The organism is Falseniella ignava CCUG 37419 (assembly GCF_000301055.1).
In the GTDB taxonomy this organism is placed as follows: Bacteria; Bacillota; Bacilli; order Lactobacillales; family Aerococcaceae; genus Falseniella; species Falseniella ignava.
Window position 1 is genome coordinate 789,703 of record NZ_JH932301.1, and the last position, 24,844, is coordinate 814,546.

Below are 24,844 nucleotides of genomic sequence, written 5' to 3' on the forward strand. Positions count from 1 at the left end.
TGAATACGTTTTTTATTGAGACATTACGCGCTTTCATGTATACTTATTATGTAACAAAAAAATATGTTGATTAGGAAAGGATGTTTTTGATTGGTAGCACAAATTATCGATGGAAGATCTTATTCTAAGGAGCTTACGGCACAGTATGCAGATGCCGTTGAGAAATTAAAGGCAAAAGGGATTACCCCTAAGTTGGTTGTCGTTACGGTAGGGAACGATGAAGCCAGCATTATTTATGACGAGCAAAAGAGAAAACGTTGTAACAAGATCGGGATGGATTTTGAAGCGTTCTACTTAGATAAAGATATTACCCAAGAAGAGCTAAACGCAAAAATTCGTGAGTTAAACGAGGATGACTCTGTATCAGGTATTTTCGTTTCTGCTCCACTTCCTGGCGACTTAAGCCACCAAGAAGTAAGTCGTGTTATCGATCCTGATAAAGATGTGGATGGATTCTCACCTGTTAACCTAGGTAAAATCGTAGCAGGATCAGGACAATTATTCCCATGTACTCCACGTGGTGTAATGAAGTTATTGAAACACTATAATGTTGAACTCAAAGGTAAAGATATTGCGGTAATCGGTAAGAGTCCAGTAGTTGGATTACCTTTATCTATCTTATTGATGAACGAAGATGCAACCGTGACACCATGTCATTTATCAACAAAAGACACCAATTCATATGTTCGTAATGCAGATATTGTAATTTCTGCTGCGGGTGTGCCAGACTTAGTTCATGGCGACAACCTTAAAGAAGGTGTTGTGGTAGTTGACGTAGGTATTAATCGTCTTGAAGATGGTTCAATTGTTGGAGACGTTAACTATGATTCTGCTGCAGAGAAAGCATCATTAATTACACCGGTTCCTGGTGGAGTAGGCCCAATGACGGTTGCAATGTTATTAGAGCAAACGATCGAGTGTGCATGTATTCATAATGGTCTTAAATTAGAGGACGTTCTTGAAGACGCATAATCCAAATGCTCACGCGCAACCTTATTTAACACCAGGTGCCCTAACTGAATATATCAAACGCAAGTTTGACAATGATCCCCATCTACAGCAAGTGCACGTAGTTGGGGAAATTTCAAATTATAGACCTCGAGCTACCCATCAATACTTTTCTTTAAAAGATGAACGAGCTGTTATTAATGTTGTAATGTTTAAGTCGGCGTTTTCTAAAGTTAAGTTTAAGCTTGAAGATGGCATGAAAGTGCGAGCCATTGGTCGCGTGAGTGTTTTTGAAAAAAGTGGACAATATCAACTGTATATCGATCATTTAGAACCAGATGGCATTGGCTCTTTATACCTAGCTTTTGAGCAAATTAAAGAAAAATTTCTTAAAGCAGGTTTATTTGATTTACCTAAAAAGCCCATTCCTAAATATCCTCAAAATATTGCCGTAATTACGAGTGAAAGTGGTTCAGTAATTCATGATATTCGAACGACTCTATATCGGCGCAATCCATTGGTTCAGTATCATTTATTCCCTACAAAAGTTCAAGGCGATGATGCGCCAGATCTAATTATTGAACAATTTAAGAATATTGAAAAGCAAACCGAACGTTATGACTTAGTCATTTTAGCGAGAGGAGGCGGCTCAATTGAAGATTTGTGGGCTTTTAATAATGAGAGCTTGGCCATGGCAATTATCAATTGTTCATTGCCAGTCATTACGTCGATTGGTCATGAAACTGACACGACACTAGCGGATTTAGTTTCGGATTGTCGTGCAGCGACACCAACTGCTGCGGCTGAAATAGCGACAACGCCATTAAACGATATCCTTCTACAATTAAGCAATGCAGCGTATCATTTAACATCAACTTTACATCATCAAATTAGTCAGTATAATCAAAAACTTCAACATATCCAGCAACACCCATTATTTACTCAACGCGATCAGCTGCTTGCACCCTATTTACAGCGTCTTGATATGGCGAATGAGCGGTTATCTATTTCAAGCCAACTGCGGTATCAAAATGAAGTCACTAAATTAGAGCAATATCGTTATCGTCTTCAAAGTCAAAGCATGCAACAAATGATGCAACAGAGTGGAATACGACTCAAACAATATTGCCAGTTGATGGATACGACCTTCAATAATATTATCAAGTTAAAGACTCAGAAAATGACTGGTTTAAAACAAATTATTACAGCGTATGATCCAAATCAATATTTGCAAAGAGGCTATGCGATGGTGTTATCTGAAGGACAGGTTGTTACCAGCATTCAGCAAGTAGCTCAAGAACAACGTCTAAATATCCAACTAAAAGATGGTTATTTAGATGTAGAAGTAAAATCGATTTTAAGTCAAGATGAAAAATAAAAGGAGAATCGTATGAGTGAATTAGAAAAAACTCCCGCATCATTTGAGGAGGCAATGCAAGAATTAGAACAAATTGTACAAGCCATGCAAAGTGGGAATTTACCGCTCGAAGCAGCCATTGATTATTATGAACGCGGTATGAAATTACAAAAATATTGTGAAAATCAGTTAGAAGAAGTCAAAAAACGGATGGATAAATTACAAGAAGAACAGACACAGGTAGAAGAATAAGGGATAATGTAGTATGACGGAGTTAACTTTAGTTAAATATAAATCAATTTTCGAACAAGCATTAAGCCAGTGGTTTACTCAACAGACCACTCCTAATTTAATATTTGAGCCAATGCGCTATTCGTTAAATAACGGTGGTAAAAGATTACGACCGGTCATGCTTCTCGCAGCGTTAGAACTCGGTGGACATGATGAATTGGAAGATGGGTTTAAAACGGCTATTGCGTTGGAATATATTCATACTTACTCTTTGATTCACGATGATCTTCCAGCGATGGATAATGATGTATTGCGACGAGGCCAACCAACGAATCATGTTAAATTTGGAGAGGCTCCTGCTATTTTAGCTGGAGATGGGTTATTAACCGATGCCTTTGGCTTAATTGCGGATGATATATGTTTAACAGCGTCTCAAAAAGTAGCTTTAATTGCCTCCTTAAGCAAATCAGCAGGAGCTTCAGGAATGGTCTATGGTCAAATGCTTGATATGCAAGCAGAGGATTATCCCGTAACCATTGAACAACTTAAGACAATTCATGAACATAAAACAGGTCGACTCTTTTTGTTTGCGCTGGAAGCAGCGGGAATTATTGGAGATTTTAGTCCGAAACTAAAACAACTGTTGAAACAATTCGGGACCCATTTTGGCGTTGCCTACCAAATCCACAATGATTTGATTGATACGCAAAATGATGCGTTGAATCCAGATGCTGGGCAAGCAAGTGATGCTAAAAATCATAAAATGACCTATCCGGTTTTGTTAGGATATAACGAAGCGATTGATGCGTTAAATCTTGAAAAACAATTAGCTAAAGAAACACTCCAAACCATCACAGAATATACAAAGCGGGATACCCAGCCATTTAATGAGCTAATCGATGTGATACATTTTGAAAAATAGGGGGACGTATGGCCAAAGAAAGAATTGATAAATTAGTCGTACAGCAAGGTTTGACAGAAAGTCGTGAACAAGCGAAACGCTTAATTATGGCGGGACAGGTATATGATGAGAATAATCAACGTTATGATAAACCTGGAGAAAAAGTAAGTACTACTAAGTCGTTACATATCAAAGGGAAAACCATGCCATATGTGAGTCGCGGTGGTTTGAAACTTGAGAAAGCTATTGAATCATTTGGTATTGATTTAACTGACCAATGTCTGCTTGATATTGGTGCATCAACCGGCGGCTTTACAGACTGCGCCCTACAAAATGGCGCGAAGCAATCGTATGCATTAGATGTTGGATATAATCAGTTGGATTATCGACTCCGCCAAGATCCACGAGTTGTGGTGATGGAGCGTCAAAACTTTAGATACTCTAAGCCAGAAGATTTCAAAGACGGGCAACCTACTATAGCAAGTATCGATGTCTCATTTATATCTTTGCAATTAATATTGCCGCCATTAGTTCCGATTTTAGAAATCAATGGATCTGTCCTTGCCTTGATAAAACCCCAATTTGAAGCAGGAAAAGAACGAGTAGGTAAAAAAGGAATTGTAAAAGATCCACAAGTACACCGGGATGTGTTAAAAGAGGCACTTACATTTGCACAACAGACAGGATATCAAGTGAAAGGATTAACTTTTTCGCCCATTACGGGTGGTGAAGGAAATATTGAGTTTTTAGTGCACCTAATCAATACCAATACACCCTCGCAACCGATACAAGACTGGGATGACATGATTGATGAAGTGGTACAGCAGGCTCATTCTCAATTTAATTCGTAGCCAAGGAGTGAAAGATTGTGTTAACAAATCTATCCATTAAAAATTTTGCGATTATTGACCAAATTGAGTTAGATTTCTCATCCGGGATGACTGTTTTGTCTGGTGAGACGGGTGCTGGAAAATCCATTATTATTGATGCGCTCGGCATTTTATGTGGTGGTAGGGGCTCAACGGATTATATTCGCCAAGGCACAGAACGACTTGCGATTGAAGGGCAATTTATCATTCAACCTGAGCATCATACATTGTTAACCGTGCTTCATGAATATGGGATTGAACTTGATTCGGAAGATTTATCACTCATTATCCGACGTGAGATTTCTCAAAGCGGAAATAATACCATCCGATTGAATGGTCAACTAGCCAATGTTTCAACTTTAAAGAAAATTGGGACTTACTTAGTTGATATTCATGGACAGTACGAGCATCAGACATTATTAGACCAAAATCGTCATGGCGATTTGCTAGATGTCTATGGTCAACATGAACTTCAACAATGTTTAGATGATTATAACCACGCATATTCAACTTATCGAAGTCATTATCAACAGTGGGTTGAAGTCTATAATCAGACAGCGCAGCAAGATCAGCGTATTGAATTTCTACAGTTTCAATTGGAAGAAATTGAGCGTTATCATTTAGTGCCTGGAGAATATGAAGAATTAGAGCAAATGAGTCAGCAACTTCAAAATAGTCAACGATTTTATGAAGTGCATCAATTACTCATTCATTATTTGAGTGAAGGTGAACACAATATGATCGATTTAATGAATAAAGTCGAAGTCTCGCTGCAAGAAATTACCGAAGTCTATCCTAAAGATCGAGAGTTACTCTCATTAGCTTCTGGAATTACTTATGACTTAGAAGAGTTAATCCACCGAATTAATCAGCTACAATTTGATCAAGCGGATAATCAATCGATCGACGATATCGAGAATCGTTTGGGTGAGTTGAGTGCTTTGAAAAGAAAGTATAAGATGGATATTCCAGATTTGATTAATTATTATCAACAAATTAGTGAAGAAGTCTATCAATTGACGCATCGCGAACGATTTTTAGAAGAATTGGCTCAAAAAGTTCAAGATGCTTATTATCAAGCGCTTCAACTGGCGGAGGAAATACACCGTATTCGTCAACAAATCGCTGAAAGATTGGAGCAAGCGATACATCATGAATTAGCCGATCTCCATATGAAATCAACGCGTTTTAAAGTTCGGCTACAAGGCGTTGAACGCATTCAACCTCCAAGTCAATTATTTGACCAATCGATCTATCGACTAAATTCACGAGGAATGGATCAAATATCTTTCGATGTCTCAACGAATATTGGAGAAGATTTTAAACCTTTGATTGCGATTGCAAGTGGAGGAGAATTATCGAGATTAATGCTAGCGCTCAAGAGTGTCTTAGCAAAGACACAACCTGCAATGACCATGATATTTGATGAGATAGATACCGGTGTTTCTGGGGAAGTAACCTATGCAATCGCACAGAAAATGTACCAAATCGCACAGGCTCATCAAGTCATATGCATTACACATCACCCACAAGTCGCTGCGATCGCTGATCATCAAGTCTTTATTCGGAAAGTCATCCAGCAGGAACGTACTTCGACAGTCGTTCAAACCTTAACAATGGAAGAACGGATTGATCATATTGCGTCGATGATATCTGGCGAAAATATTACCAAAGCTTCACTCACGATGGCTAAAGAGTTGATGAAGCAACTGAGTGAATATAAAGGAGAATTACATTCATGACAAAACTTCATCCAACCCTTCCAGTTGTAGTCATCGGAGGTCCCACTGGCGTGGGAAAGACCGCGTTAAGTATCGAAATTGCACATTTATTTAATGGAGAAGTAGTTAATGCGGATAGTATGCAAATGTATGAACACCTTGATATTGGAACGGGTAAAATTACTTCAGAGGAAAAGGAAGGTATTCCGCACCACTTACTGAGCGTATTAACGGTGGATCGTCCCTATTCGGTGGATCAATTTAAGCAAGATGCAACGCAAGCTGTCTTAGATATTGCAGACCGTGGGAAGCTTCCAATTATTGTTGGCGGCTCTGGGCTATATTTAGAGGGGTTGTTATATGATTTAGAATTTGGGTATGCTAATAGTCATGATGCTTCTCTTCGTCAGTCACTCCAAGAAAAAGCAGATGAGATTGGAAATTATGCACTTTGGTGTGAATTAAAACAACTAGATCCCGTCGCCGCCGAGAAGATTCCTTATCAAAATGTTCGCCGAACCATCCGCGCTTTAGAAATGATTCAATTGACGGGAGAATTATTCTCTAATCAAATGAATCATCAATCCAAACCTTCTGTATTTAATGAACGACTTTTTATTTTGAATCGCGAACGCTCAAAATTATACGACCGTATTAATCAACGTGTACATATGATGGATGAAATGGGACTAGAAGCAGAAGTAAGTTGGCTCTATGAACAAGCAAAAGGTCAGGATTGGCAGAGTCTTAAGGGTATTGGTTATAAAGAATGGATTCCTTATTTTGAAGATCAAATAACAAAGGCTGAAGTGATTGAACAAATTCAACAAAATTCTAGACGCTACGCGAAACGACAACTCACGTGGTTTAGAAATCGGATGAAAGCACCTTATTGGATTGATCTTGATAAACCGGATGCAACAGAATATGTTATATCGGAAATTAGACAACTCCGATCATAGAAAGGGTATTATGATTGAAAATCAAATTCGCCCAGAGCGAGTCTTAATTGTGGGGATTCAGACAGAAGAGATGTCTGACCAAAAGTTTCAAATGAACTTCGATGAAATGCTGGATTTAACTAGAACTGCTCAAGGGAATCCAGTCGCGCAAATTACGCAAAAATTAGATCGATTGCATCCTAAATCAGCGGTCGGGCAAGGAAAACTTTATGAAATTAAGGCGTTAATTGAAGTCGAAGAGATTGATTTAGTGATTTTCTTAAATCGATTGAGTCCTTCAATCAATCAATATTTAGAAAAAGAATTACAAATCAAAGTCATTGATCGGGTTCAATTAATTTTAGATATCTTTGCACAACGTGCTCGCACCCAAGCTGGGCAATTGCAAGTAAAGTTAGCCCAATACGAATATTTACTCCCTCGTATTGTTGGACAAGGATTGAGTCTCTCGAGATTAGGGGCTGGAATTGGAACGCGTGGGCCGGGGGAAACGAAATTAGAAACTGATCGTCGCGTTATTCGTAAACAAATTAGCCAAATCAAAGCGCAACTAAAGGACTTAGCGAATCATCGAGAACGAGCACGGGAACGCAGGCTCAATAGTCACGCCTTTAATATTGGTTTAGTTGGGTATACTAATGCTGGAAAATCAACTTTATTGAATCAATTAACGCAAAGCGGTGCGTATGTACAAGATCAGTTGTTTGCGACACTCGACCCGCTCACTCGTCAATTTAGTATCAACAGTCATGATTTATTTACAATTACCGATACGGTTGGCTTTATTGATGAGTTACCTACCGAACTAATTTATGCATTTAGATCAACCTTAGAAGAAATTCGTGATGTTGATTTGTTGATTCATGTGGTTGACAGTTCGAGTGAATCTCGATTAATGCATGAAGATACGGTAGATTCGTTACTAAAAACTTTAAATATGAGAAATATCCCCATGTTAACCGTCTATAATAAAGGGGATTTATTAAAAACACCTAATCAGCTTGTTTCACTTCGCCAACCGAGCCTAATCATGTCAGCTTACCAGAGTCAAGATATTGAGAAGTTAAAGCAAATGATTTGGCAAGAAGCGATTGAACAATTTAAGCGATATGAAGCAGTCGTCGAAAGCAATGATGGCCAAAGACTTGCTAAATTAAGACGGACAACGCTCGTTGAATCCATCGATTTCGATGAAAAAAGACAACACTATATTGTCACAGGTTATGAAAGACAAGGAGATAATGAATAATGATTACGATGAAAGACTTTGTCCCAGAAAAGGATCCTATCTTACGAGAACACGCTCAAGAAGTTAGCTTTCCTTTATCAAAAGAGGACTATGAACTTGCAACCAAGATGCGTGATTTTTTAATCAATAGTCAAGACGAAGCCATGGCAGAAAAGTACCAACTCCGACCCGGTGTGGGTGTTGCTGCACCGCAAATTGGTCAAAGTAAACAAATTTTTGCAATTTATATTATGGACTATGACGAAGAAGGAAATCCAACCGAACCTAAGGTTGACCAAATTGTTATTAATCCCAAATTAATTAGTCATTCCATCGAAGAAGTAGCTTTAAAAGATGGTGAGGGATGTTTATCTGTCCGTCGCGCCGTTCCAGGCTATGTACCTAGACCGAAACGCGCGAAAATTAAATTTTACGATTTAGAAGGCAAGGAGCATGTTGTTAAATTACGTAATTATGAAGCGATTGTCTTCCAACATGAACTTGACCATCTGAAAGGGATTATGTTTTATGATCATATTAACCCAGATGCCCCATGGACGCATGCAGAAAATGTTACGATTATATAGGAGTTGATACGAGATGAAACAATATCAACAATGTCTACAACATATTATCGACCATGGTCAAATTGTCAACGACCGAACTGGCGTTGGGACGTTAAGCACCTTTGGTTATCAAATGCGTTATGACTTAACTGAAGGCTTTCCCATTGTTACAACGAAACGTGTTCCGATGCGGTTAGTCGTTTCAGAATTGTTATGGTTTTTAAAAGGCGATACGAATATTCGCTATTTGCTGGAACACGATAATCATATTTGGGATGAATGGGCATTTGAGCGATATGTCAACTCAAGTGAATACGAAGGACCGGATATGAAAGATTTTGGATTAAGAGCTTTAGAAGATGGCGCGTTTCACGAAGTGTACCAAGCTGAAATGAATAAGTTCCAACAATTAATCTTAAATGAAGATGCATTTGCTCAAAAATGGGGAGGTCTTGGGCCGGTTTATGGAAAGCAGTGGCGAGCATTTGAAGGAATTGATGCGCAAGGGCATCGCAGTGTAGTTGATCAAATCGAACAATTATTGATTCGACTTAGAAAGCAACCTCATTCCAGACGACATATTATTAGCGCATGGAATCCAAATCAAGTTGATTCAATGGCTTTACCTCCATGTCATACACTCTTTCAGTTTTATGTTTGCGACAACAAATTAAGTTGTCAATTGTACCAGCGAAGTGTGGACTCTTTCCTTGGCTTACCATTTAATATTGCGAGTTATGCTTTACTGACTCATTTGATTGCGCGTGAAGTAGGGTTAGAAGTAGGTGAATTTATTCATACATCAGGTGATTTGCACTTATACCGTAATCATTTAGAACAAGCTCAACAATTATTAGAACGTGAGCCGCGTTCACTTCCAACATTAGAAATCAAGGGTAACCGAACAATATTTGAGCTGGAACCTGAAGATATCCAATTGATAGGGTATGACCCGCATCCAACGATTAAAGCACCGATTGCTGTTTGATAGGATATTTGTTAAACATAAAGATATTGGTCTTGACAATTTCTGAATTCATAGTATGATAAAGTAGTTGTCAGATTGGTCCAGTAGCTCAGCTGGATAGAGCACTCGCCTTCTAAGCGAGCGGTCGCAGGTTCGAATCCTGCCTGGATCGTAAAAGATTAGATGAGTATATTAATTAATCTAACATGCAAAAAGACGCCATGAACAGTTAGTCGTTCATGGCGTCTTTTGATGTATTAAATGTTATCAAATGCTTGAGCCAAAGATTTTAATCCGGCTTTTCGGTTTTCAATACCCGGCATCAGTGGGATAACTAGAATTTCATCGGCTTGTGTAAGTTGCGCTCGATCGAGTAACTGATCACGGACTTGTTCAGCTGTCCCGACTACCATCCTTGACCGATTATTTTCAATCCGCTGTTTTTCTTTATCAGAGTATGAATATTGATTAGCCGTATCAATACTTGGATACGTTAGATGCTCGCTAAAATTATTCGTCCCTAATAACCATAAATCTAGTGCACGGCCAAACGCTTCTGCTTCTTCAGGAGTGTCGCCAATACAGGCAAAGACAGCAATGCTTACTTGAGCTTGTTCCATAAAGCCAGATGGTTTGAAATTTGAACGGTATACCTGACTGGCTTCTTGTGCTGTTTTAAGCGCATCTCGGTTTGCATAAGGGAAAAAGCCATAACAATAGCCGATACCTAATTCCGCTGCCATGATAGCTGAATCCACCGAGGTTGATAGAACCCACATGCTAGGAAGTTGATCAATTGCAGGATTGGCTTTAACTTCATGATGCCGGTGTTCTTCTGGAAGGTCATCAGCAATAAATCCTTGTAAATCTTGAATAGCCTCCTTATAATCTAAAAATCGTTTTTTAGTTTCATTAAGAGCATGATTTACAATACGTGTCCCTTTAGTATTGCCAATCCCTAGATCAACGCGTCCTGGGAATAAGCGCAAGAGAATTTTAAAATTCTCAGCAACTTTTAAAGGGGCATAATGGGGGAGCATGACACCTCCTGAACCAATGGAGATTGTTGAAGTGTGATTTAATAAATGCATCATAAGGACCTCAGGTGAGGAAGATAAAAAAGCTGGAACATTATGATGCTCTGCAACCCAAAAACGATGATAGCCTAGTTGTTCTGCGCATTGCGCCAAGGATACGGTATTATTGAGTGCTTGGGTTGGCGTTTCGTGTTCATCGATTTGAGCATAATCAAGTACACTTAATTTAATCACAGTTTTCCTCCTTTGGAATGTTGAGCAATAGATTGATAAAAGTCTCATTATCTAAGCGGCTAATATAACTTGATAAGTCGATGTTCTCTAACACAGCTAGAAGATCTGATTGCTTCAGGCGCGTATCTCTAAGCAGTTCTTCAAGCTCTTGAATCGATTTGATTGAGAAGAAATCTCCGCTTATCTGAACATCATAGATTTTTGCATTTTGAATAGAAAGACCAATATGTAGTGTACCGACACCTTCAATTCTTTCATTAACTTGATAGTCAAAGTTTTTGAATCGACCATAATTCCAGTCCCAATTATTATAGGTTTTTGCTGCAATTTCATCGATTGCTTTCCAGTCTTTTTCACTTAGAACATAGCGTTTAGCTTGTTCTAAATCATCTACTTGCAATAATTCCCTTAACAAGTAGTCCGTAAGCTCCCAAACGTCGATATTTTGATCTTCCTCGCGTAAGGCTTGTCGAAGTGACCCAACCCGAGCTCGAACGGACTTTATACCGTGAGATGATATTTTTTTGTAATTTGGTGTGAGCACGGCTTCCATTGTCTCAAAGTCAGGGTCTAGTAGTAAAGAGTATCCAGCGTAAATTCGACCGTGGACAATGGTCATCGCCGCACCTGAAATCTTTTGACCATTTAAAGTTAGGTCATTTCGGCCTTTTTGTTCAATATTTTTGACTCCGAGTTTTTCGAGGGCTCGAATCACTGGTTCATAGAGTTTGGCATAATTACCAAAAACATCGGAGTGGTTTTCACTATCAAGTAAAAAACAAAAACTCATATTTTTATCATCGAGGTAGATCGCGCCACCACCCGTCTCACGTCTTACTAAATCCATTTTATGTTCTTCTAGATAAGGAAGGTTAACTTCTTCATAAGCGTTTTGAAACAGTCCAATTTGGACAGAGGGTTTAGGCATATATGGAAATACAATATCGTCATCTAAAAATAAATGATCACGTGCGTATGATTGGATCGCCATCAATAAACCTTGATTATAGATCCATTCGCCGTTTCGAATAGGTTCAATTAAATACATTACGCTCTCCGTTCTTTAGCTATTTGATTAAATAAAGTGTAAATATCTTCGGTAATGCGGACAGATTGAGGTAGAACTTCAGGAGGGATACGATAGCGTTTTTGATTCATGGTAACATATAGCGCATTTGGATTATTCGCCGTCATCTCTTGGAACGGTTCGCGAATAAACTGAGGTGTGGTATGCCCGACCCCTATTTCTAAAAATAGAATCTTTTTACCATCGTGTTGTTGCAAGAAATCTGTATAAGCCGCCTCTTGCTCATGCCAATAATCGTCTTCTACCATCCCTCGAACGGCATCTCGTTTATTAACTTCTAATGGTGCGTGACAGTGAGGGCAATAAGGAATTAATTCTGTCGGTATTTTCATATTTTGTTGTTCTTCAACCATCCTGCGAATAAGCGCTTCATCTTGATAGGTGATTTGTTGACAAAAATCGGAGCATTGCCACAAGCCGTATTCTCCTTGAATATAAAAAACTTTATCACGATCATAATTTGCAGCATAGAAGGCATTGTCTGCATTGGTCGTAATAATATGATACGTTTTTCCTTCGAGAATATCTTTTAAATCAACGTAAGATTGGCCGACAGGTTGATCAAAATAATTGAGCAGGGCGAAACGAGATTGAAAGGCCCAATATTCTTCCCAATCTTCAAAATCTGCTAAAAAAGCTTGTAACATATCAAAAAAATTATACTTTTCAATGAAATCAGGGAACGCTTCTTCAAAGCGAGGTCCAACGTAGGTAAAGCCTGTAGCAGCAGACATTCCAGCACCAATTCCCGGTACAACAACTTCCGCTTCTTCAATCAATCCTTTAAGTAAATCTTTTTGTGATAAATCTTTATTAAGGTGTTTCCAAGTTGAGGGGTGTGTCATAATCTCTCCTCCCTTTTATGACTCTTTGAGTATTGTTTGATATAAATTATGATCGATATCTAAATAAGTATTAAAAATAACTTTAATTGCCGATTGGCTTTCTTTTAAATAATCCTTAACAGTCTGATAAGCAATCCGAGCCGCAGGTTCATTAGGGAAATTAAATTCTCCAGTCGAAATACAGCAAAATGCGATTGATTGTAAATGATATGCATCTGCAAGTTTTAAACAATTGAGATAACTTGATTTTAATAACTCTTCCTTCATTGGAGTCAGCGCTTGGCCTGGAACAATAAAAGGGCCAACGGTATGAATCACGTATTGGCTTGGCAGATTATAAGCTGGCGTGATTTTTGCTTTTCCAATGGGCTCGCGTCTCCCTTGTTCATCCATAATTTGTTGACAAGCGAATCGCAATTGAACACCTGATCGAGTGTGAATGGTATTATCAATACAATTATGATTTGCTTGAGTACATCCTAAAAGATCCGAGTTCGCGGCATTGACAATGGCATCCACTTCAAGCGTAGTAATATCACCTTGCCATTCGTAAAGCTGAGGTTGGATTGGGGTTAAATCATCTATCGAGGTAATACCATCTTGGACAATCAAAGCTTTAAGTACTTCATCTTGTAATTGAAGAAATTCCTCAGAAGCTTTCATAGCAGGGCGTAGATTAACATATCCACGATAAATTTCATATTTATCGTGGATAGTTTCGTTTGGATAATCTTTGAAAAGCTCGCTTAAATAAGGCTGTTCCTCAGATAAATAAGCAATCAAAGTGTCTAATTTATCGATTAAATTCATTAGGCATCAGCTAAACTATCAAAATCTTCTGAAGATACGTCCGTTAATTTAACTAACCAATTTTCTGCTGTGTCAGCAGAGTTTAGCATTTTCGGATTATCAATCGCAGCCTCGTTGATTTCAACGACAGTCCCAGTGACAGGGCTAATAATTTCTAAAACTGTTTTTGAAGCTTCGATATGCGCTATAGCATCTTCTTTTTTAAGTTGTTTCTCTTCTGTAAATTCAACAAAGCCAACAGTTCCAATGTCATCTTGAAGTTCTGGTGTCATCGAAATTGTTACGATGTTGTCACCTTTTTCTAAAAATAAATAATTTCCAGTTTTAAGCATAAAATCGCCTCTTTCAAAATATTCTAAGCCAATTTTATCATAGGGGTGTGGAAATTTAAAGCATATTATGAGATTATATGATTATACTTACGTTTTAGGTAAAAGTAGGTAATTGTTCAAAAAAATATACGAGGTGATAATAGGTGACCCAGTCTGAATTATACGCACCACTATTTAATCCCATAACATTATCTAACGGTATTGTATTGGCCAATCGATTTTCATTAAATCCAATTACGACTAACGCGTCGAGTTTGGAAGGATTTGTAACGGAGGAAGAAGTAGCTTATGCAATCCGTCGAGCTTCGTCAGCACCACTCCAAGTTACGACTGCAGCTTATATTGAAGACTATGCACAGTTATTTGAATATGGACCTTCCATCCGAGATGATCGATTTATATATGGTTTAAGCAAATTAGCAGCAGCGATGAAGTCTCAAGGGGCAAAAGCGATAATTCAATTAACACATGCAGGGCGATTTGCTAAAGTCAGCTTGAGAGATTATGGCGTGGTTTACGGACCATCCCGAATGCATTTGATGACACCGATTGAACACGATGTGATTGAGATGTCTCACCGAAAAATTCAACATGTCATTGAACAATATGCACAGGCTACGCGCCGTGCCATTCAAGCTGGTTTTGATGGCGTTGAAATTTCTAATGCTCAAAGGTTATTACCCCAACAATTTTTTTCGCCTTTTTCAAACCAACGAACGGATCAATACGGACCTCAATCTGTTGAAAATCGTTCACGATTTGGGGTGGAGATTATGGGCGCAGTGCAGAAAGTTATTGATGAAGAAGGGCCGGATGATTTTATTTTAGGTTTTCGTGGAACACCTGAAGAAACACGCGGAGAGCAAGTGGGTTATACCGTTGATGAATTCAATGAATATTTTGATCGAATGATGGAGGTATCGAATATTCATTATTATGCTATCGCATCTTGGGGACATGATATCTATTTAGATCGTGCTCGAGCAGGTTCTCGTCCTGGAGATTATGTGAATGAGATTGTTCGGGATCACTTAAAAGGACGTGTCCCAATTATTGCAACAGGGGGTATTAATTCGCCAGAAAAAGCACTTGAAGCACTGAGATATGCAGATATGGTAGGAATGTCTTCTGTATTCGTAACAGAACCAGATTTTGTAGCTAAGTTAGAAACAGGTAGACAGGATGAGATTGATTTAAGTATTCGTCCAGAAGAGATCGAAGATTTAGCCATTCCTCACCGAGCTTTTAAAGATTTGGTTGAATTTATGGATTTTGGTGGTTCTCTACCTGAGGAAACGCGTGAAGCATTTAGACAGATGAGTGAACAAAGTGCAGTTTCTTATTTCAAAGAGTATAAATAAGAGAATGATAGTGTAGGGGGAGATTGGATATTAGATAATTAAAGCGTTTTATTCATTTCTTGCCTTAAACATGCTATACTTGAGAAAGAGTACATTATAGGAGGTTATACAATGACGTATTACGATTTATCGGTTAAAGAATTCGTTGAGAAATTAGGATCTGGAGACCCAACACCTGGTGGCGGAGGTTCTTCGGCATTAAATGCAGCTTTAGGGATCGCTTTAACTAAAATGGTTACGGAATTTACCGTTGGTAAAAAACGTTATGCGGAACATAATGAGTTAAACGAACGTGTTCTAAAAGAAGCTGAGGATTTAATGAATAAATTCTTGCAAGGGATTGAAGATGACCGACAAGCCTTTGATGAGGTTGGGAAAGTCTATGCAATGCCACGCGGTACTGAAGAAGAAAAAGAAGCACGCCGTGTTGCAATGCAAGAAGCGACGCTCGTGGCTTTAAAACCTCCATTTGATTTAATGGAACTATGTGTAGAAGCTTTAAAAGTCACTGAAGAAATCGTTGGGAAATCCAATCCGAATGTTGCTAGTGACGTAGGTGTTGCGGCTGTTCAACTTAAAGGAGCTCTTCAAAGTAGCTGGGTAAGTGTCGTTGTTAACCTAGGTATTTTAAAAGATGAAGACTTGAAAGCTCAATACCAAGAACGTGGAGAAGCACTATTAGCTGAAGGTTCAGAAATTGCTGACCGTGTCTACGAAGCGATTATCGAACAAGTAAAATAATTAAAATAATAACCCCAAGCCATTTTGAGGCGGGTTACGATACCCATATTCAGGATTATCGTAGTTTCTGCCATTTCGAAATGACTGGGGTTATTTTATTAATCCATAGTTAAGTTACGAACCCATTTTCCGGATTGGATTCGAATAATACCAAGTAGAACTTTGCAGATGTTCTCAGCACAGGCTAGACCTACCACTAAGTGAATAGGTAATTTGAGAATGGCAGCACCAAAGAATGATAGTGGAACTCCCACAACCCATAGTGAGAATAATTCAGCCTTCATGGAGAACCCGGTATCTCCACCTCCACGCAATATTCCAACGATTATAATATTGGATAGAGCAATAAATACAATCATAATTCCGATCATATTGAGTGACTTATGTGCTAAGATGTAAACATTTTGAGAGATGGACTTGAATAGCATTAGGGTATACGGTGCTGAAATAATAATTAAAGCTCCCATTACGACACCTGTGATAATTGAAATTAACAAGAAGCGTTTGGCGTAGAGTTGCGCTTCTTCAAATTTATCTTGTCCAACTTTTTCACCTACCATCACAGAGCAACTGCTAGATAACCCGCGCACGATAACGAGTGCTAAGTTTTGAACCGCAATCACAATCTGAACAGCAGCAGTGGCTTCAGTTCCAATCAATGCGTATGCCACGCTATACATAATTTGACCTAAAGACCAAAAAGTTTCATTAATCATCACCGGTAAAATGGTTGGCGAGTAACGTTTAATTTTATGCCATTGTGGATGGATCAATTCTTTCAGTGAATAATTTAAAGGCCCATTATAACTACGAGAAATAAAGTAGAGAGTAGATAATTCGGCAAAGCGCGCGATGATTGTCCCAATCGCGGCCCCTGCAATACCTAGACGTGGGAAACCCCACACTCCAAAGATAAATACATAGTTAAAGAATACGTTGAAAAAGACACTGACAATGGTTGCAAATAGTGGTGTCTTAGGGTTTCCCGTTGTACGGAATGTCATAGAGTAAACAAAGCTAATCGCGCTTGGAATGTATGATAGTGATACGACCCGTAAGTAGATCGCACCTTCTTCAATGACATTAGGGTCTTGAATAATTAATCCAATAATTTGTTTTGGGAAAATGAGTGCAATGATTGTAAAGAGGATTCCAATTATCGTCGCAATGACAACTGTTAGTTGTGTAATCGTTCGAACCTCTTCCCAATTTCGTCGTCCCCAATATTGAGCAATAAGAATGGCTGCTCCCGTAACTAAACCGAAACAAATCATAAAATAAAAAAAGAAGAACTGGTTAGCAATACCAACACCCGCAACCGCTACATCCCCTAAGGAAGAAATCATCAGCGTATCAATTGTATTAATTGAAGATGTAATCAGATTTTGTAGCGCAACGGGAATCGCAATGGCTAACATTGTTTTATAAAAAAGTTTTTTATTTTCCATTATTATCACCTCATTCATTATCATTGCTATTGTATCTTAAAGGGTTAGTGAAGTCATCATTAAAATAGTAAGTTATTAATGATTGTTAAATAATAAAGAAAGAGTATGATAGAATCAAGCAAATCATTGAGGAGATGATAAAATGAAAACCATTTATAAGGCGGATTATATTCTATACGAAGATGAGATGAAAGAGGGAGGTTATTTAATTTGTGAAGATCAACGTGTTGTTGATTATGTTGATCATCTCCCAGTAACAAATGAAGTAACGATGATTGATTACAGCGGTTATATAATTGCACCTGGGTTGGTCGATACGCATATTCATGGTTATGGTGGATATGATGTGATGGATTGCAGCCCTGAGGGAATGGAACAAATTTCTAAAGGGTTGTTAGAGTGTGGCGTGACCAGCTGGCTAGCAACGACCTTAACAGATTCACCAGAGCATTTGATGAAAGCTTGCCAAGTTGTTGGAGAGAGTGCAAGCCAAGTAACAGGGGCACGAATTCAAGGGATTTTTCTAGAGGGCCCATTTTTTACCGAAAAGTATAAAGGGGCTCAAAATGCAAAATATATGCAAGATCCTTCGATCGACTTATTGAATCAATGGAATCATGCTTCGGATGGAATGGTTCGAAAAATTGCGATTGCACCAGAACGAAAAGGTGTACAAGATTTTATTAAAAAAGCAGTTGAACAGGGGATTTACGTTGCTTTAGGACACTCTGATGCAACTTATAATCAAGCCTATGAAGCCGTTGAAGCGGGTGCGAATATTTTTGTCCATCTTTACAATGGAATGCGCGGATTGCATCATCGTGAGCCAGGGATGGTTGGAGCAGGATTAACGCTTGATGAAGCTTATGCAGAGATTATTGCTGACGGGCATCACGTTCATCCAAAAGCGATTCAAGTTGTAACCCAAGCAAAACCACAGGATAAAGTCATCTTAATATCTGATTGTATGCGCGCTGGGGGGTTAGATGAAGGTGAGTCTAGACTAGGAGAGTTTGAAGTAATTGTTAAAGATGGTCAAGCGCGTCTGAAAGATAGCGGTAATTTGGCCGGATCAGTTCTAAAACTAATTCAGGCTGTACACAACTTGGTAGATTGGGATATCGTCAATTTGACGACAGCTTTAAAAATGGGTTCACTTTATCCAGCTCAATCGGTTGGCCTTGATAAGCATTGTGGAAGACTGAGTGCAAATTATCCAGCGGATTTTATTGTAATTGAACCCCAAGGAAAACTATATGCAACCTATTTAGCAAATCAACGTGTATATTGTCGCCAAGACGCATAAACTAATATAAAATTAACAATAAGAAAGCCAATAATTTTATCCTTGTTATACAACAGTATAACCTTGATGTAACACATAATAAATTAAAAATATAACAGAAAGGAGTACGAGATTTACATAAGTAGTGCATTAATTCACAAAGTAAAACGTTGCTATTAAAGGAAAAATAGCGACTAAATGCTTGCTAAAAGTCGTTTTGAATGATAAATTATTAATAACGTACTGGTACAGTTTGTACCTGGTGTTAAAAATATTGGAGAGGAATGTAAAATACATGGCTACAAAGAAAAAACAAACTTTTGAACAATTGTTAGACCCTCAAAATTTTGACTTTAGTACAGTTCAAATTTTGGATGAGAAAGGCAAAATCGTTAATGAAGATTTAATGCCAGAATTATCAGATGAAGAACTTGTTAAATTTATGGAGGATATGGTCTTCTACCGTGAATGGTATGCAAGAACTAAAGCGTTTAGTCGTCAAGGACGTCTAGGTTTCGTGGCACCCACTACAGGTCAAGAAGCTTCACAGTTGGGTACAATAGCTGCGACAACTGCAGATGATATTATCTTCCCAGGATATCGTGATATTCCACAATTAATTCAACATGGTTTGCCACATTACAAAGCTTACCTATGGTCTAAAGGCCATGTTTTAGGAAATGAATACCCAGAAGATTTCCGTGCGTATCCACCGCAAATTATTATCGGTGCTCAATACATTCAAACAGCGGGTGCCGCTTTAGGTATTAAGAAAAATGGTCGTAAAGCAATCGCTATGACTTGGACAGGAGACGGTGGTTCTTCTCAAGGTGATATGTATGAAGGAATCAACTTTGCTGGAGCATATAAAGCCCCTGCAGTTTTTGTAATTCAAAATAACGGCTGGGCAATTTCCACACCGCGCGAACTACAAACTGCAGCACCTACTTTAGCTCAAAAAGCTGTTGCAGCAGGAATTCCGGGAATTCAAGTAGATGGAATGGATATTTTAGCGGTGTATGCTGTAACAAAAGCAGCTCGTGAATATGCGATTGCAGGTAATGGTCCAGTTCTAATTGAAACATTATGCTACCGTTACGAACCTCACTCATTATCAGGAGATGATCCTAAACGCTACCAACCTGAAGGTGTTCAAGAACACTGGCAAGGTCTAGACCCATTAAACCGTTACCGTACATTCTTAACTGAAAAAGGACTTTGGTCTGAAGAGAAAGAACAAGAAGTTATCGAACGTACAAAAGAAGTAGCTCGTGAAGCAATTAAACAAGCAGAAGAAGTTCCACAACAAAAAATTTCTGATTTCTTGAAGAATATGTTCGAAACACCAGATCAAATTACGCAAGAGCAAATTGCATATTACGAAGCAAAGGAGACTAAATAATCATGGCGAATTTAACACTCATTGAAGCAATTAGAGATGCATTAGATATTGCCCTTACTCAAGACAAGAAAACGTTAATCTTTGGTGAGGACGTTGGTAAAAACGGTGGTGTTTTCCGTGCGACAGAAGGATTATTTGATAAGCATGGTGAAGAACGCATCTTCAACACACCACTTGCTGAATCCGGTATTGGTGGTTTAGCTATTGGTCTTGCACTTGAAGGATTCCGTCCAATTATGGAAATTCAATTCTTCGGATTTGTTTTCGAAGTTATGGACTCTGTTGTAGGCCAAGCAGCACGTACACGTTACCGTTTAGGAAATACACGTAATCTACCCATTACAATTCGTTCACCATTTGGTGGTGGTGTAGCAACCCCTGAACTTCACGCAGACTCACTTGAAGGATTAATGGCACAATCACCAGGTGTTAAAGTGGTTATCCCATCAAATCCATATGATGCAAAAGGTCTATTATTAGCTTCAATTGAAGATAATGACCCAGTTGTATTTTTAGAACATATGAAACTTTACCGTTCATTCCGTGAAGAAGTTCCTGAAGGTCACTATACTGTGCCATTAGGTGAAGCTAATGTTGTTCAAGAAGGAACGGATGCAACGATTATTGCCTATGGTGCGATGGTTCGTGAAGCTATTGCTGCAGCAGAAGAATTGAAAAAAGAAAATATTTCTGTTGAAATTGTAGACTTAAGAACTGTCTATCCACTTGATATTAAGACTATTACAGCATCAGTGGAAAAAACTGGAAAAGTCGTTATGGTTCAAGAAGCACAACGTCAAGCAGGTGTAGGTGAGAAAGTTATTTCTGAAATTTCTCAACGTTCAATTCTATCACTTGAAGCGCCAATTAAATTTGTGGCTGCGCCAAACACAGTTTATACTTTTGGTATGGCTGAAAAAGATTGGCTTCCAAATGCTGCTGATATCGTTGCCGCAGTGAAAGAATTACAAGAATTCTAATTGATTCCACGTCTATAAGTTAGCAAAACATAAAAAAGGAGTGTCACTGAATGGCAGTATTTAAATTTAAATTACCTGAACTAGGTGAAGGTATTCATGAAGGTGAAGTTGTTAATTGGCTCGTTCAAGAAGGCGACACCATTGAAGAAGATCAAATTATCGTTGAAATTCAAAATGATAAAGCAGTTGAAGAACTTCCAACACCATACGCTGGAACGGTTAAATCAATCAATGCGACAGTAGGTACAGTCGCAAAAGTTGGCGACGTACTCGTTGAAATCGATGCCCCGGACTATGAAGGTGGAGAAGAAGCTGCTGAGGAACCTGCAGCAGAGGCAGCGCCTGTTGAAGCTGCACCAACAGCTCAAAGTGGATCTAACAGTTTTATTTTCCGTCTTCCAGAGCTAGGTGAAGGAATTCATGAAGGTGAGATTGTTGCATGGGACGTAAAAGAAGGCGACCAAGTCACTGAAGACCAAATTTTAGTAGAAATTCAAAATGATAAAGCGGTTGAAGAGTTACCAAGCCCATATGCAGGTAAGATTATTAAAATCCATGCAGAAGTTGGAACGGTAGCTACTGTTGGCCAAGCATTAGTTGAAATTGATGCGCCTGACTATGATGGTCCAGCGGATGAAGTGGTATCAACCCCTGCATCTCCAACAGGAGCCGTTGGCGAAGACCCAGCGCAAGCAGAAGTTCCGGCAGAAACAGCTGCCCCAGCACAACCTGCAGCGGTAAGTACCGCAAACCCAGCGCAACGCGTACTAGCAATGCCATCGGTTCGTAAATTAGCTCGTGAATTAGGTGTAGATATTACACTCGTTCCAGCTACAGGACGCGGTGGACGTGTAACAGCAGATGATGTTCGTAACTTTACTCCTGGACAAGCAACTGCAGCACCAGAAGTTGAAACAGAACAAACAGCAGCATCCGCACAAGATAACGCTGCTCAAGCTGAAACAACAACTGCTAAGCCAGCTTATGTTCCAGTTTCAGGTGAACGTGAAGTACGTGAATCAATGTCTAAGACACGTCGCTTAATCGCTGAAGCAATGGTAAATTCAAAACATACAGCACCACACGTAACTCATTTTGATGAAGTTGAAGTGACTGCTTTATGGAATCACCGTAAGAAATTCAAAGATATCGCTGCAGAACAAGATATTAAATTAACATTCTTACCATATGTTGTTCGCGCATTAATTGCTGCAGTTAAGAAATATCCAATTCTCAATGCTTCTGTTGACGATGCAACACAAGAAATTGTGTACAAAAACTACTACAACATTGGTATTGCAACCGATACAGATCGTGGATTATTAGTTCCTGTTATCCATGATGCTAACATGAAGAGCATGTTTGAAGTAGCGGATGAAATTTCTCAATTAGCTCAAAAGGCACATGCAGGTAAATTATCATTGGATGAAATGTCAGGTGGATCGATTACGATTTCTAATATTGGTTCAGCAGGTGGATTATGGTTTACTCCAGTTATTAACCATCCTGAAGTAGCAATCTTAGGATTTGGTTCAATTGTTGAACAACCTGTTATTAAAGATGGTCAAGTTGTTCCAGGTCGTGTTGTGAAGTTATCATTAAGCTATGATCACCGTGTCATTGATGGTGTAACTGCACAATCTGCGATGAATGAAATCAAGAAATATTTAAGTAATCCAGAATTATTATTAATGGAAGGATAGTGAAATAAATGGTAGTTGGAGATTTTGCAATCGAACTCGATACAGTGGTTATCGGTTCTGGTCCTGGTGGCTATGTTGCTGCTATCCGTGCAGCTCAACTCGGACAAAAAGTAGCAGTCATTGAACGCGAATTTATTGGCGGCGTATGTCTGAATGTGGGCTGTATTCCATCAAAAGCTTTAATTAATGCAGGACATATTTATCGTAACGCTTTAAATAGCGAAGATATGGGAATCGAATCCGAAGTTAAATTAGACTTTACTAAAACACAAGATTGGAAAGATAACAAAGTTGTTAAACAGTTAACTTCTGGTGTTGAAATGCTACTTAAAAAGAACAAAGTAGAAATTATTCGTGGTGATGCTTATATCGTTGACCATGAAACACTTCGAGTGACGAATGATGCTGAAGATACTTCCCAAACTTATAGCTATAAAAATTTAATCGTTGCTACAGGATCTCGACCAATTGAAATTCCTGGATTCAAATTTGGTGAACGTATTGTGGATTCAACCGGTGCATTGAACTTTAAAGAAGTACCAAAACGTCTTGTTGTTATTGGTGCGGGCATTGTCGGATCAGAATTAGGAACTGCTTATGCTAACCTAGGTTCGGAAGTGACTTTAATTGATGCTGCAGACCATATTTTACCTTCATTTGAAAAAGATATGGTTAAAGTTGTTGAGAAAGCAATGAAAAAACGCAAAATTAAAATTCATGCAAAAGCGAAAGCTAAAGAAGTAATCGTGAACGAAGATTCAGTTACTGTGAAGTTCGAAGTTAAAGGTAAAGAAAAAGAAATTGAAGCAGACTACGTATTAGTATCAGTAGGTCGTCGTCCAAATACGGATGATATTGGTCTTGAGCATGCAGGCGTTAAAATTTTAGACAATGGTCTAATTGAAGTTGATGCACAAGGTCGCACCTCAGTACCAAATATTTATGCGATCGGTGATATCGTCCCAGGACTCGCACTAGCTCATAAAGCATCTTTTGAAGGTAAAGTTGCAGCTGCTGCAATTTCAGGTGGAAAAGATGAAGTGGACTACCATTCAATGCCTTCTATAGCCTATACAGATCCTGAACTTGCATCAACTGGATTAACCGAAGCTGAAGCCAAAGAACAAGGCCTAGAAGTTAAAGCATCTAAATTCCCATTCGGTGGTAATGGCCGTGCACTATCTTTAAATGATACCGATGGTTTCGTACGTTTAGTTACAACCAAAGAAGATAATATTATTGTTGGAGCGCAAGTCGTTGGACCGAACGCCTCAGAAGTTATTACTGAGTTAGGTTTAGCGATTGAATCAGGTATGAATGCTGAAGATATTACGCTGACCGTTCATGCTCATCCAACATTAAGTGAAGCAGTAATGGATGCCGCAGAATTAGCTTTAGATCAACCGATTCATATGTAATTAAACGATTATTCGTTGATTAAGAGAGGCGATGATTGCCTCTCTTTTTCATTATAAATTTATCTCTTTAAATCAGTGTGTTATAATTTTTACGGTATCTTAGCGAGGTGATAAAATGAACTACAGTTATCCGATTCAACCTGATTGGAGTACTGAGGAGATTATAATGGTTGTAAATTTTTTAGATAAAGTAGAGCGTGTTTATCAAGAGGGTGTCAATTGTCAGGAACTAATGGATAGTTATCAGCAATATAAACAAATAGTTCAAAGTAAAATGGAAGAAAAACAAATTGATAAAGAATTTGAAAAAATAACTGGATACTCAACCTATCAAGCAGTAAAATTAGCTAGGACATTGAGACAAGAAGGGAAGCAACGATCGAAGGTGCAAATAAGAAAGGGTTCATGACC

24 protein-coding genes and 1 tRNA gene are annotated in these 24,844 nt (G+C 38.6%); 19 read left to right on the top strand and 6 right to left on the bottom strand.

The genetic code is table 11. The features are described from left to right. Window positions 1-90: 90 nt before the first annotated feature. The 11 genes from HMPREF9707_RS07930 (at window position 91) to HMPREF9707_RS07980 (ending at window position 9,922) form a co-directional block, all read left to right on the top strand. Window positions 91-972: a bifunctional 5,10-methylenetetrahydrofolate dehydrogenase/5,10-methenyltetrahydrofolate cyclohydrolase gene (locus HMPREF9707_RS07930; protein WP_006702182.1), complete on the top strand. Its 882-nt coding sequence runs from the start codon at window positions 91-93 to the stop codon at window positions 970-972. Then, window positions 959-2,326 (top strand): exodeoxyribonuclease VII large subunit, encoded by a 1,368-nt coding sequence (xseA, locus tag HMPREF9707_RS07935; protein WP_006702183.1) that lies wholly within the window; start codon window positions 959-961, stop codon window positions 2,324-2,326. Before HMPREF9707_RS07930 ends, xseA begins: the two co-directional genes overlap by 14 nt. Before the next feature lie 12 nt (window positions 2,327-2,338). Further along, a complete protein-coding gene (gene xseB / locus HMPREF9707_RS07940; protein ID WP_006702184.1) occupies window positions 2,339-2,557 on the top strand; it encodes an exodeoxyribonuclease VII small subunit in 219 nt (72 codons plus the stop codon). A 13-nt stretch (window positions 2,558-2,570) separates the two neighbouring features. Beyond that, window positions 2,571-3,458, top strand: coding sequence for a polyprenyl synthetase family protein (locus tag HMPREF9707_RS07945; RefSeq protein ID WP_006702185.1), 888 nt, complete (start codon window positions 2,571-2,573; stop codon window positions 3,456-3,458). 8 nt (window positions 3,459-3,466) lie between these two features. Beyond that, the gene (locus tag HMPREF9707_RS07950) at window positions 3,467-4,288 is read left to right on the top strand and encodes a TlyA family RNA methyltransferase (RefSeq protein WP_006702186.1); all 822 of its coding nucleotides are present in this window, start codon (window positions 3,467-3,469) and stop codon (window positions 4,286-4,288) included. Between the two features lie 17 nt (window positions 4,289-4,305). Then, on the top strand, window positions 4,306-6,048 hold the full coding sequence (gene recN, locus HMPREF9707_RS07955; protein ID WP_006702187.1) for a DNA repair protein RecN: 1,743 nt from the start codon (window positions 4,306-4,308) through the stop codon (window positions 6,046-6,048). Beyond that, window positions 6,045-6,989: a tRNA (adenosine(37)-N6)-dimethylallyltransferase MiaA gene (gene miaA, locus HMPREF9707_RS07960; RefSeq protein WP_006702188.1), complete on the top strand. Its 945-nt coding sequence runs from the start codon at window positions 6,045-6,047 to the stop codon at window positions 6,987-6,989. Before recN ends, miaA begins: the two co-directional genes overlap by 4 nt. Before the next feature lie 10 nt (window positions 6,990-6,999). Next, window positions 7,000-8,238, top strand: a complete 1,239-nt coding sequence (gene hflX, locus HMPREF9707_RS07965; RefSeq protein ID WP_040443493.1) for a GTPase HflX — start codon at window positions 7,000-7,002, stop codon at window positions 8,236-8,238. After that, window positions 8,238-8,804 carry a peptide deformylase gene (def, locus tag HMPREF9707_RS07970; protein WP_006702190.1) on the top strand — a complete coding sequence of 189 codons (567 nt, stop codon included), beginning with the start codon at window positions 8,238-8,240 and terminating at the stop codon, window positions 8,802-8,804. The genes hflX and def overlap by 1 nt, the downstream gene beginning before the upstream one ends. 13 nt (window positions 8,805-8,817) lie before the next feature. Then, window positions 8,818-9,771 (top strand): thymidylate synthase, encoded by a 954-nt coding sequence (locus HMPREF9707_RS07975; protein ID WP_006702191.1) that lies wholly within the window; start codon window positions 8,818-8,820, stop codon window positions 9,769-9,771. A 77-nt stretch (window positions 9,772-9,848) separates the two neighbouring features. Next, window positions 9,849-9,922, top strand: a tRNA-Arg gene (locus HMPREF9707_RS07980). A gap of 85 nt (window positions 9,923-10,007) precedes the next feature. Here the strand turns inward: HMPREF9707_RS07980 and HMPREF9707_RS07985 are convergent. The 5 genes from HMPREF9707_RS07985 to HMPREF9707_RS08005 are packed head-to-tail and all read right to left on the bottom strand — an operon-like array spanning window position 10,008 to window position 14,095. Then, on the bottom strand, window positions 10,008-11,021 hold the full coding sequence (locus tag HMPREF9707_RS07985; RefSeq protein WP_006702192.1) for an LLM class flavin-dependent oxidoreductase: 1,014 nt from the start codon (window positions 11,019-11,021) through the stop codon (window positions 10,008-10,010). After that, on the bottom strand, window positions 11,014-12,069 hold the full coding sequence (locus HMPREF9707_RS07990; protein ID WP_006702193.1) for a lipoate--protein ligase: 1,056 nt from the start codon (window positions 12,067-12,069) through the stop codon (window positions 11,014-11,016). Before HMPREF9707_RS07990 ends, HMPREF9707_RS07985 begins: the two co-directional genes overlap by 8 nt. Next, entirely contained in the window at window positions 12,069-12,953 is an 885-nt protein-coding gene (locus tag HMPREF9707_RS07995; RefSeq protein ID WP_006702194.1) for an SIR2 family NAD-dependent protein deacylase, read from the bottom strand. Before HMPREF9707_RS07995 ends, HMPREF9707_RS07990 begins: the two co-directional genes overlap by 1 nt. Window positions 12,954-12,968: 15 nt before the next feature. Then, complete coding sequence (locus HMPREF9707_RS08000; protein WP_006702195.1) at window positions 12,969-13,763, bottom strand: protein-ADP-ribose hydrolase; 795 nt, start codon at window positions 13,761-13,763, stop codon at window positions 12,969-12,971. Continuing rightward, the gene (locus HMPREF9707_RS08005) at window positions 13,763-14,095 is read right to left on the bottom strand and encodes a glycine cleavage system H family protein (RefSeq protein WP_006702196.1); all 333 of its coding nucleotides are present in this window, start codon (window positions 14,093-14,095) and stop codon (window positions 13,763-13,765) included. Before HMPREF9707_RS08005 ends, HMPREF9707_RS08000 begins: the two co-directional genes overlap by 1 nt. Window positions 14,096-14,238: 143 nt before the next feature. On the opposite strand from HMPREF9707_RS08005, the gene HMPREF9707_RS08010 reads away from it, so the two are divergent. Next, the gene (locus HMPREF9707_RS08010) at window positions 14,239-15,456 is read left to right on the top strand and encodes an NADH-dependent flavin oxidoreductase (RefSeq protein WP_006702197.1); all 1,218 of its coding nucleotides are present in this window, start codon (window positions 14,239-14,241) and stop codon (window positions 15,454-15,456) included. A 111-nt stretch (window positions 15,457-15,567) separates the two neighbouring features. Next, on the top strand, window positions 15,568-16,197 hold the full coding sequence (locus HMPREF9707_RS08015; protein ID WP_006702198.1) for a cyclodeaminase/cyclohydrolase family protein: 630 nt from the start codon (window positions 15,568-15,570) through the stop codon (window positions 16,195-16,197). 98 nt (window positions 16,198-16,295) lie between these two features. On the opposite strand, the gene HMPREF9707_RS08020 is transcribed toward HMPREF9707_RS08015, so the two are convergent. Beyond that, window positions 16,296-17,645: an MATE family efflux transporter gene (locus HMPREF9707_RS08020; RefSeq protein WP_006702199.1), complete on the bottom strand. Its 1,350-nt coding sequence runs from the start codon at window positions 17,643-17,645 to the stop codon at window positions 16,296-16,298. 142 nt (window positions 17,646-17,787) lie between these two features. Between HMPREF9707_RS08020 and nagA the strand changes: the two genes are divergently transcribed. The 6 genes from nagA (at window position 17,788) to HMPREF9707_RS08050 (ending at window position 24,842) form a co-directional block, all read left to right on the top strand. After that, window positions 17,788-18,951 carry an N-acetylglucosamine-6-phosphate deacetylase gene (nagA, locus tag HMPREF9707_RS08025; RefSeq protein ID WP_006702200.1) on the top strand — a complete coding sequence of 388 codons (1,164 nt, stop codon included), beginning with the start codon at window positions 17,788-17,790 and terminating at the stop codon, window positions 18,949-18,951. Between the two features lie 274 nt (window positions 18,952-19,225). After that, window positions 19,226-20,332 carry a pyruvate dehydrogenase (acetyl-transferring) E1 component subunit alpha gene (gene pdhA, locus HMPREF9707_RS08030; protein ID WP_006702201.1) on the top strand — a complete coding sequence of 369 codons (1,107 nt, stop codon included), beginning with the start codon at window positions 19,226-19,228 and terminating at the stop codon, window positions 20,330-20,332. 2 nt (window positions 20,333-20,334) lie between these two features. Beyond that, window positions 20,335-21,312, top strand: a complete 978-nt coding sequence (locus HMPREF9707_RS08035) for an alpha-ketoacid dehydrogenase subunit beta (protein ID WP_006702202.1) — start codon at window positions 20,335-20,337, stop codon at window positions 21,310-21,312. A 50-nt stretch (window positions 21,313-21,362) separates the two neighbouring features. After that, window positions 21,363-23,015 (top strand): dihydrolipoyllysine-residue acetyltransferase, encoded by a 1,653-nt coding sequence (locus tag HMPREF9707_RS08040; protein ID WP_006702203.1) that lies wholly within the window; start codon window positions 21,363-21,365, stop codon window positions 23,013-23,015. Window positions 23,016-23,023: 8 nt separating this feature from the next. After that, window positions 23,024-24,433, top strand: a complete 1,410-nt coding sequence (gene lpdA / locus HMPREF9707_RS08045; protein WP_006702204.1) for a dihydrolipoyl dehydrogenase — start codon at window positions 23,024-23,026, stop codon at window positions 24,431-24,433. Between the two features lie 115 nt (window positions 24,434-24,548). Further along, the gene (locus tag HMPREF9707_RS08050) at window positions 24,549-24,842 is read left to right on the top strand and encodes a UPF0223 family protein (RefSeq protein ID WP_006702205.1); all 294 of its coding nucleotides are present in this window, start codon (window positions 24,549-24,551) and stop codon (window positions 24,840-24,842) included. The last annotated feature ends 2 nt before the right edge of the window (window positions 24,843-24,844 follow it).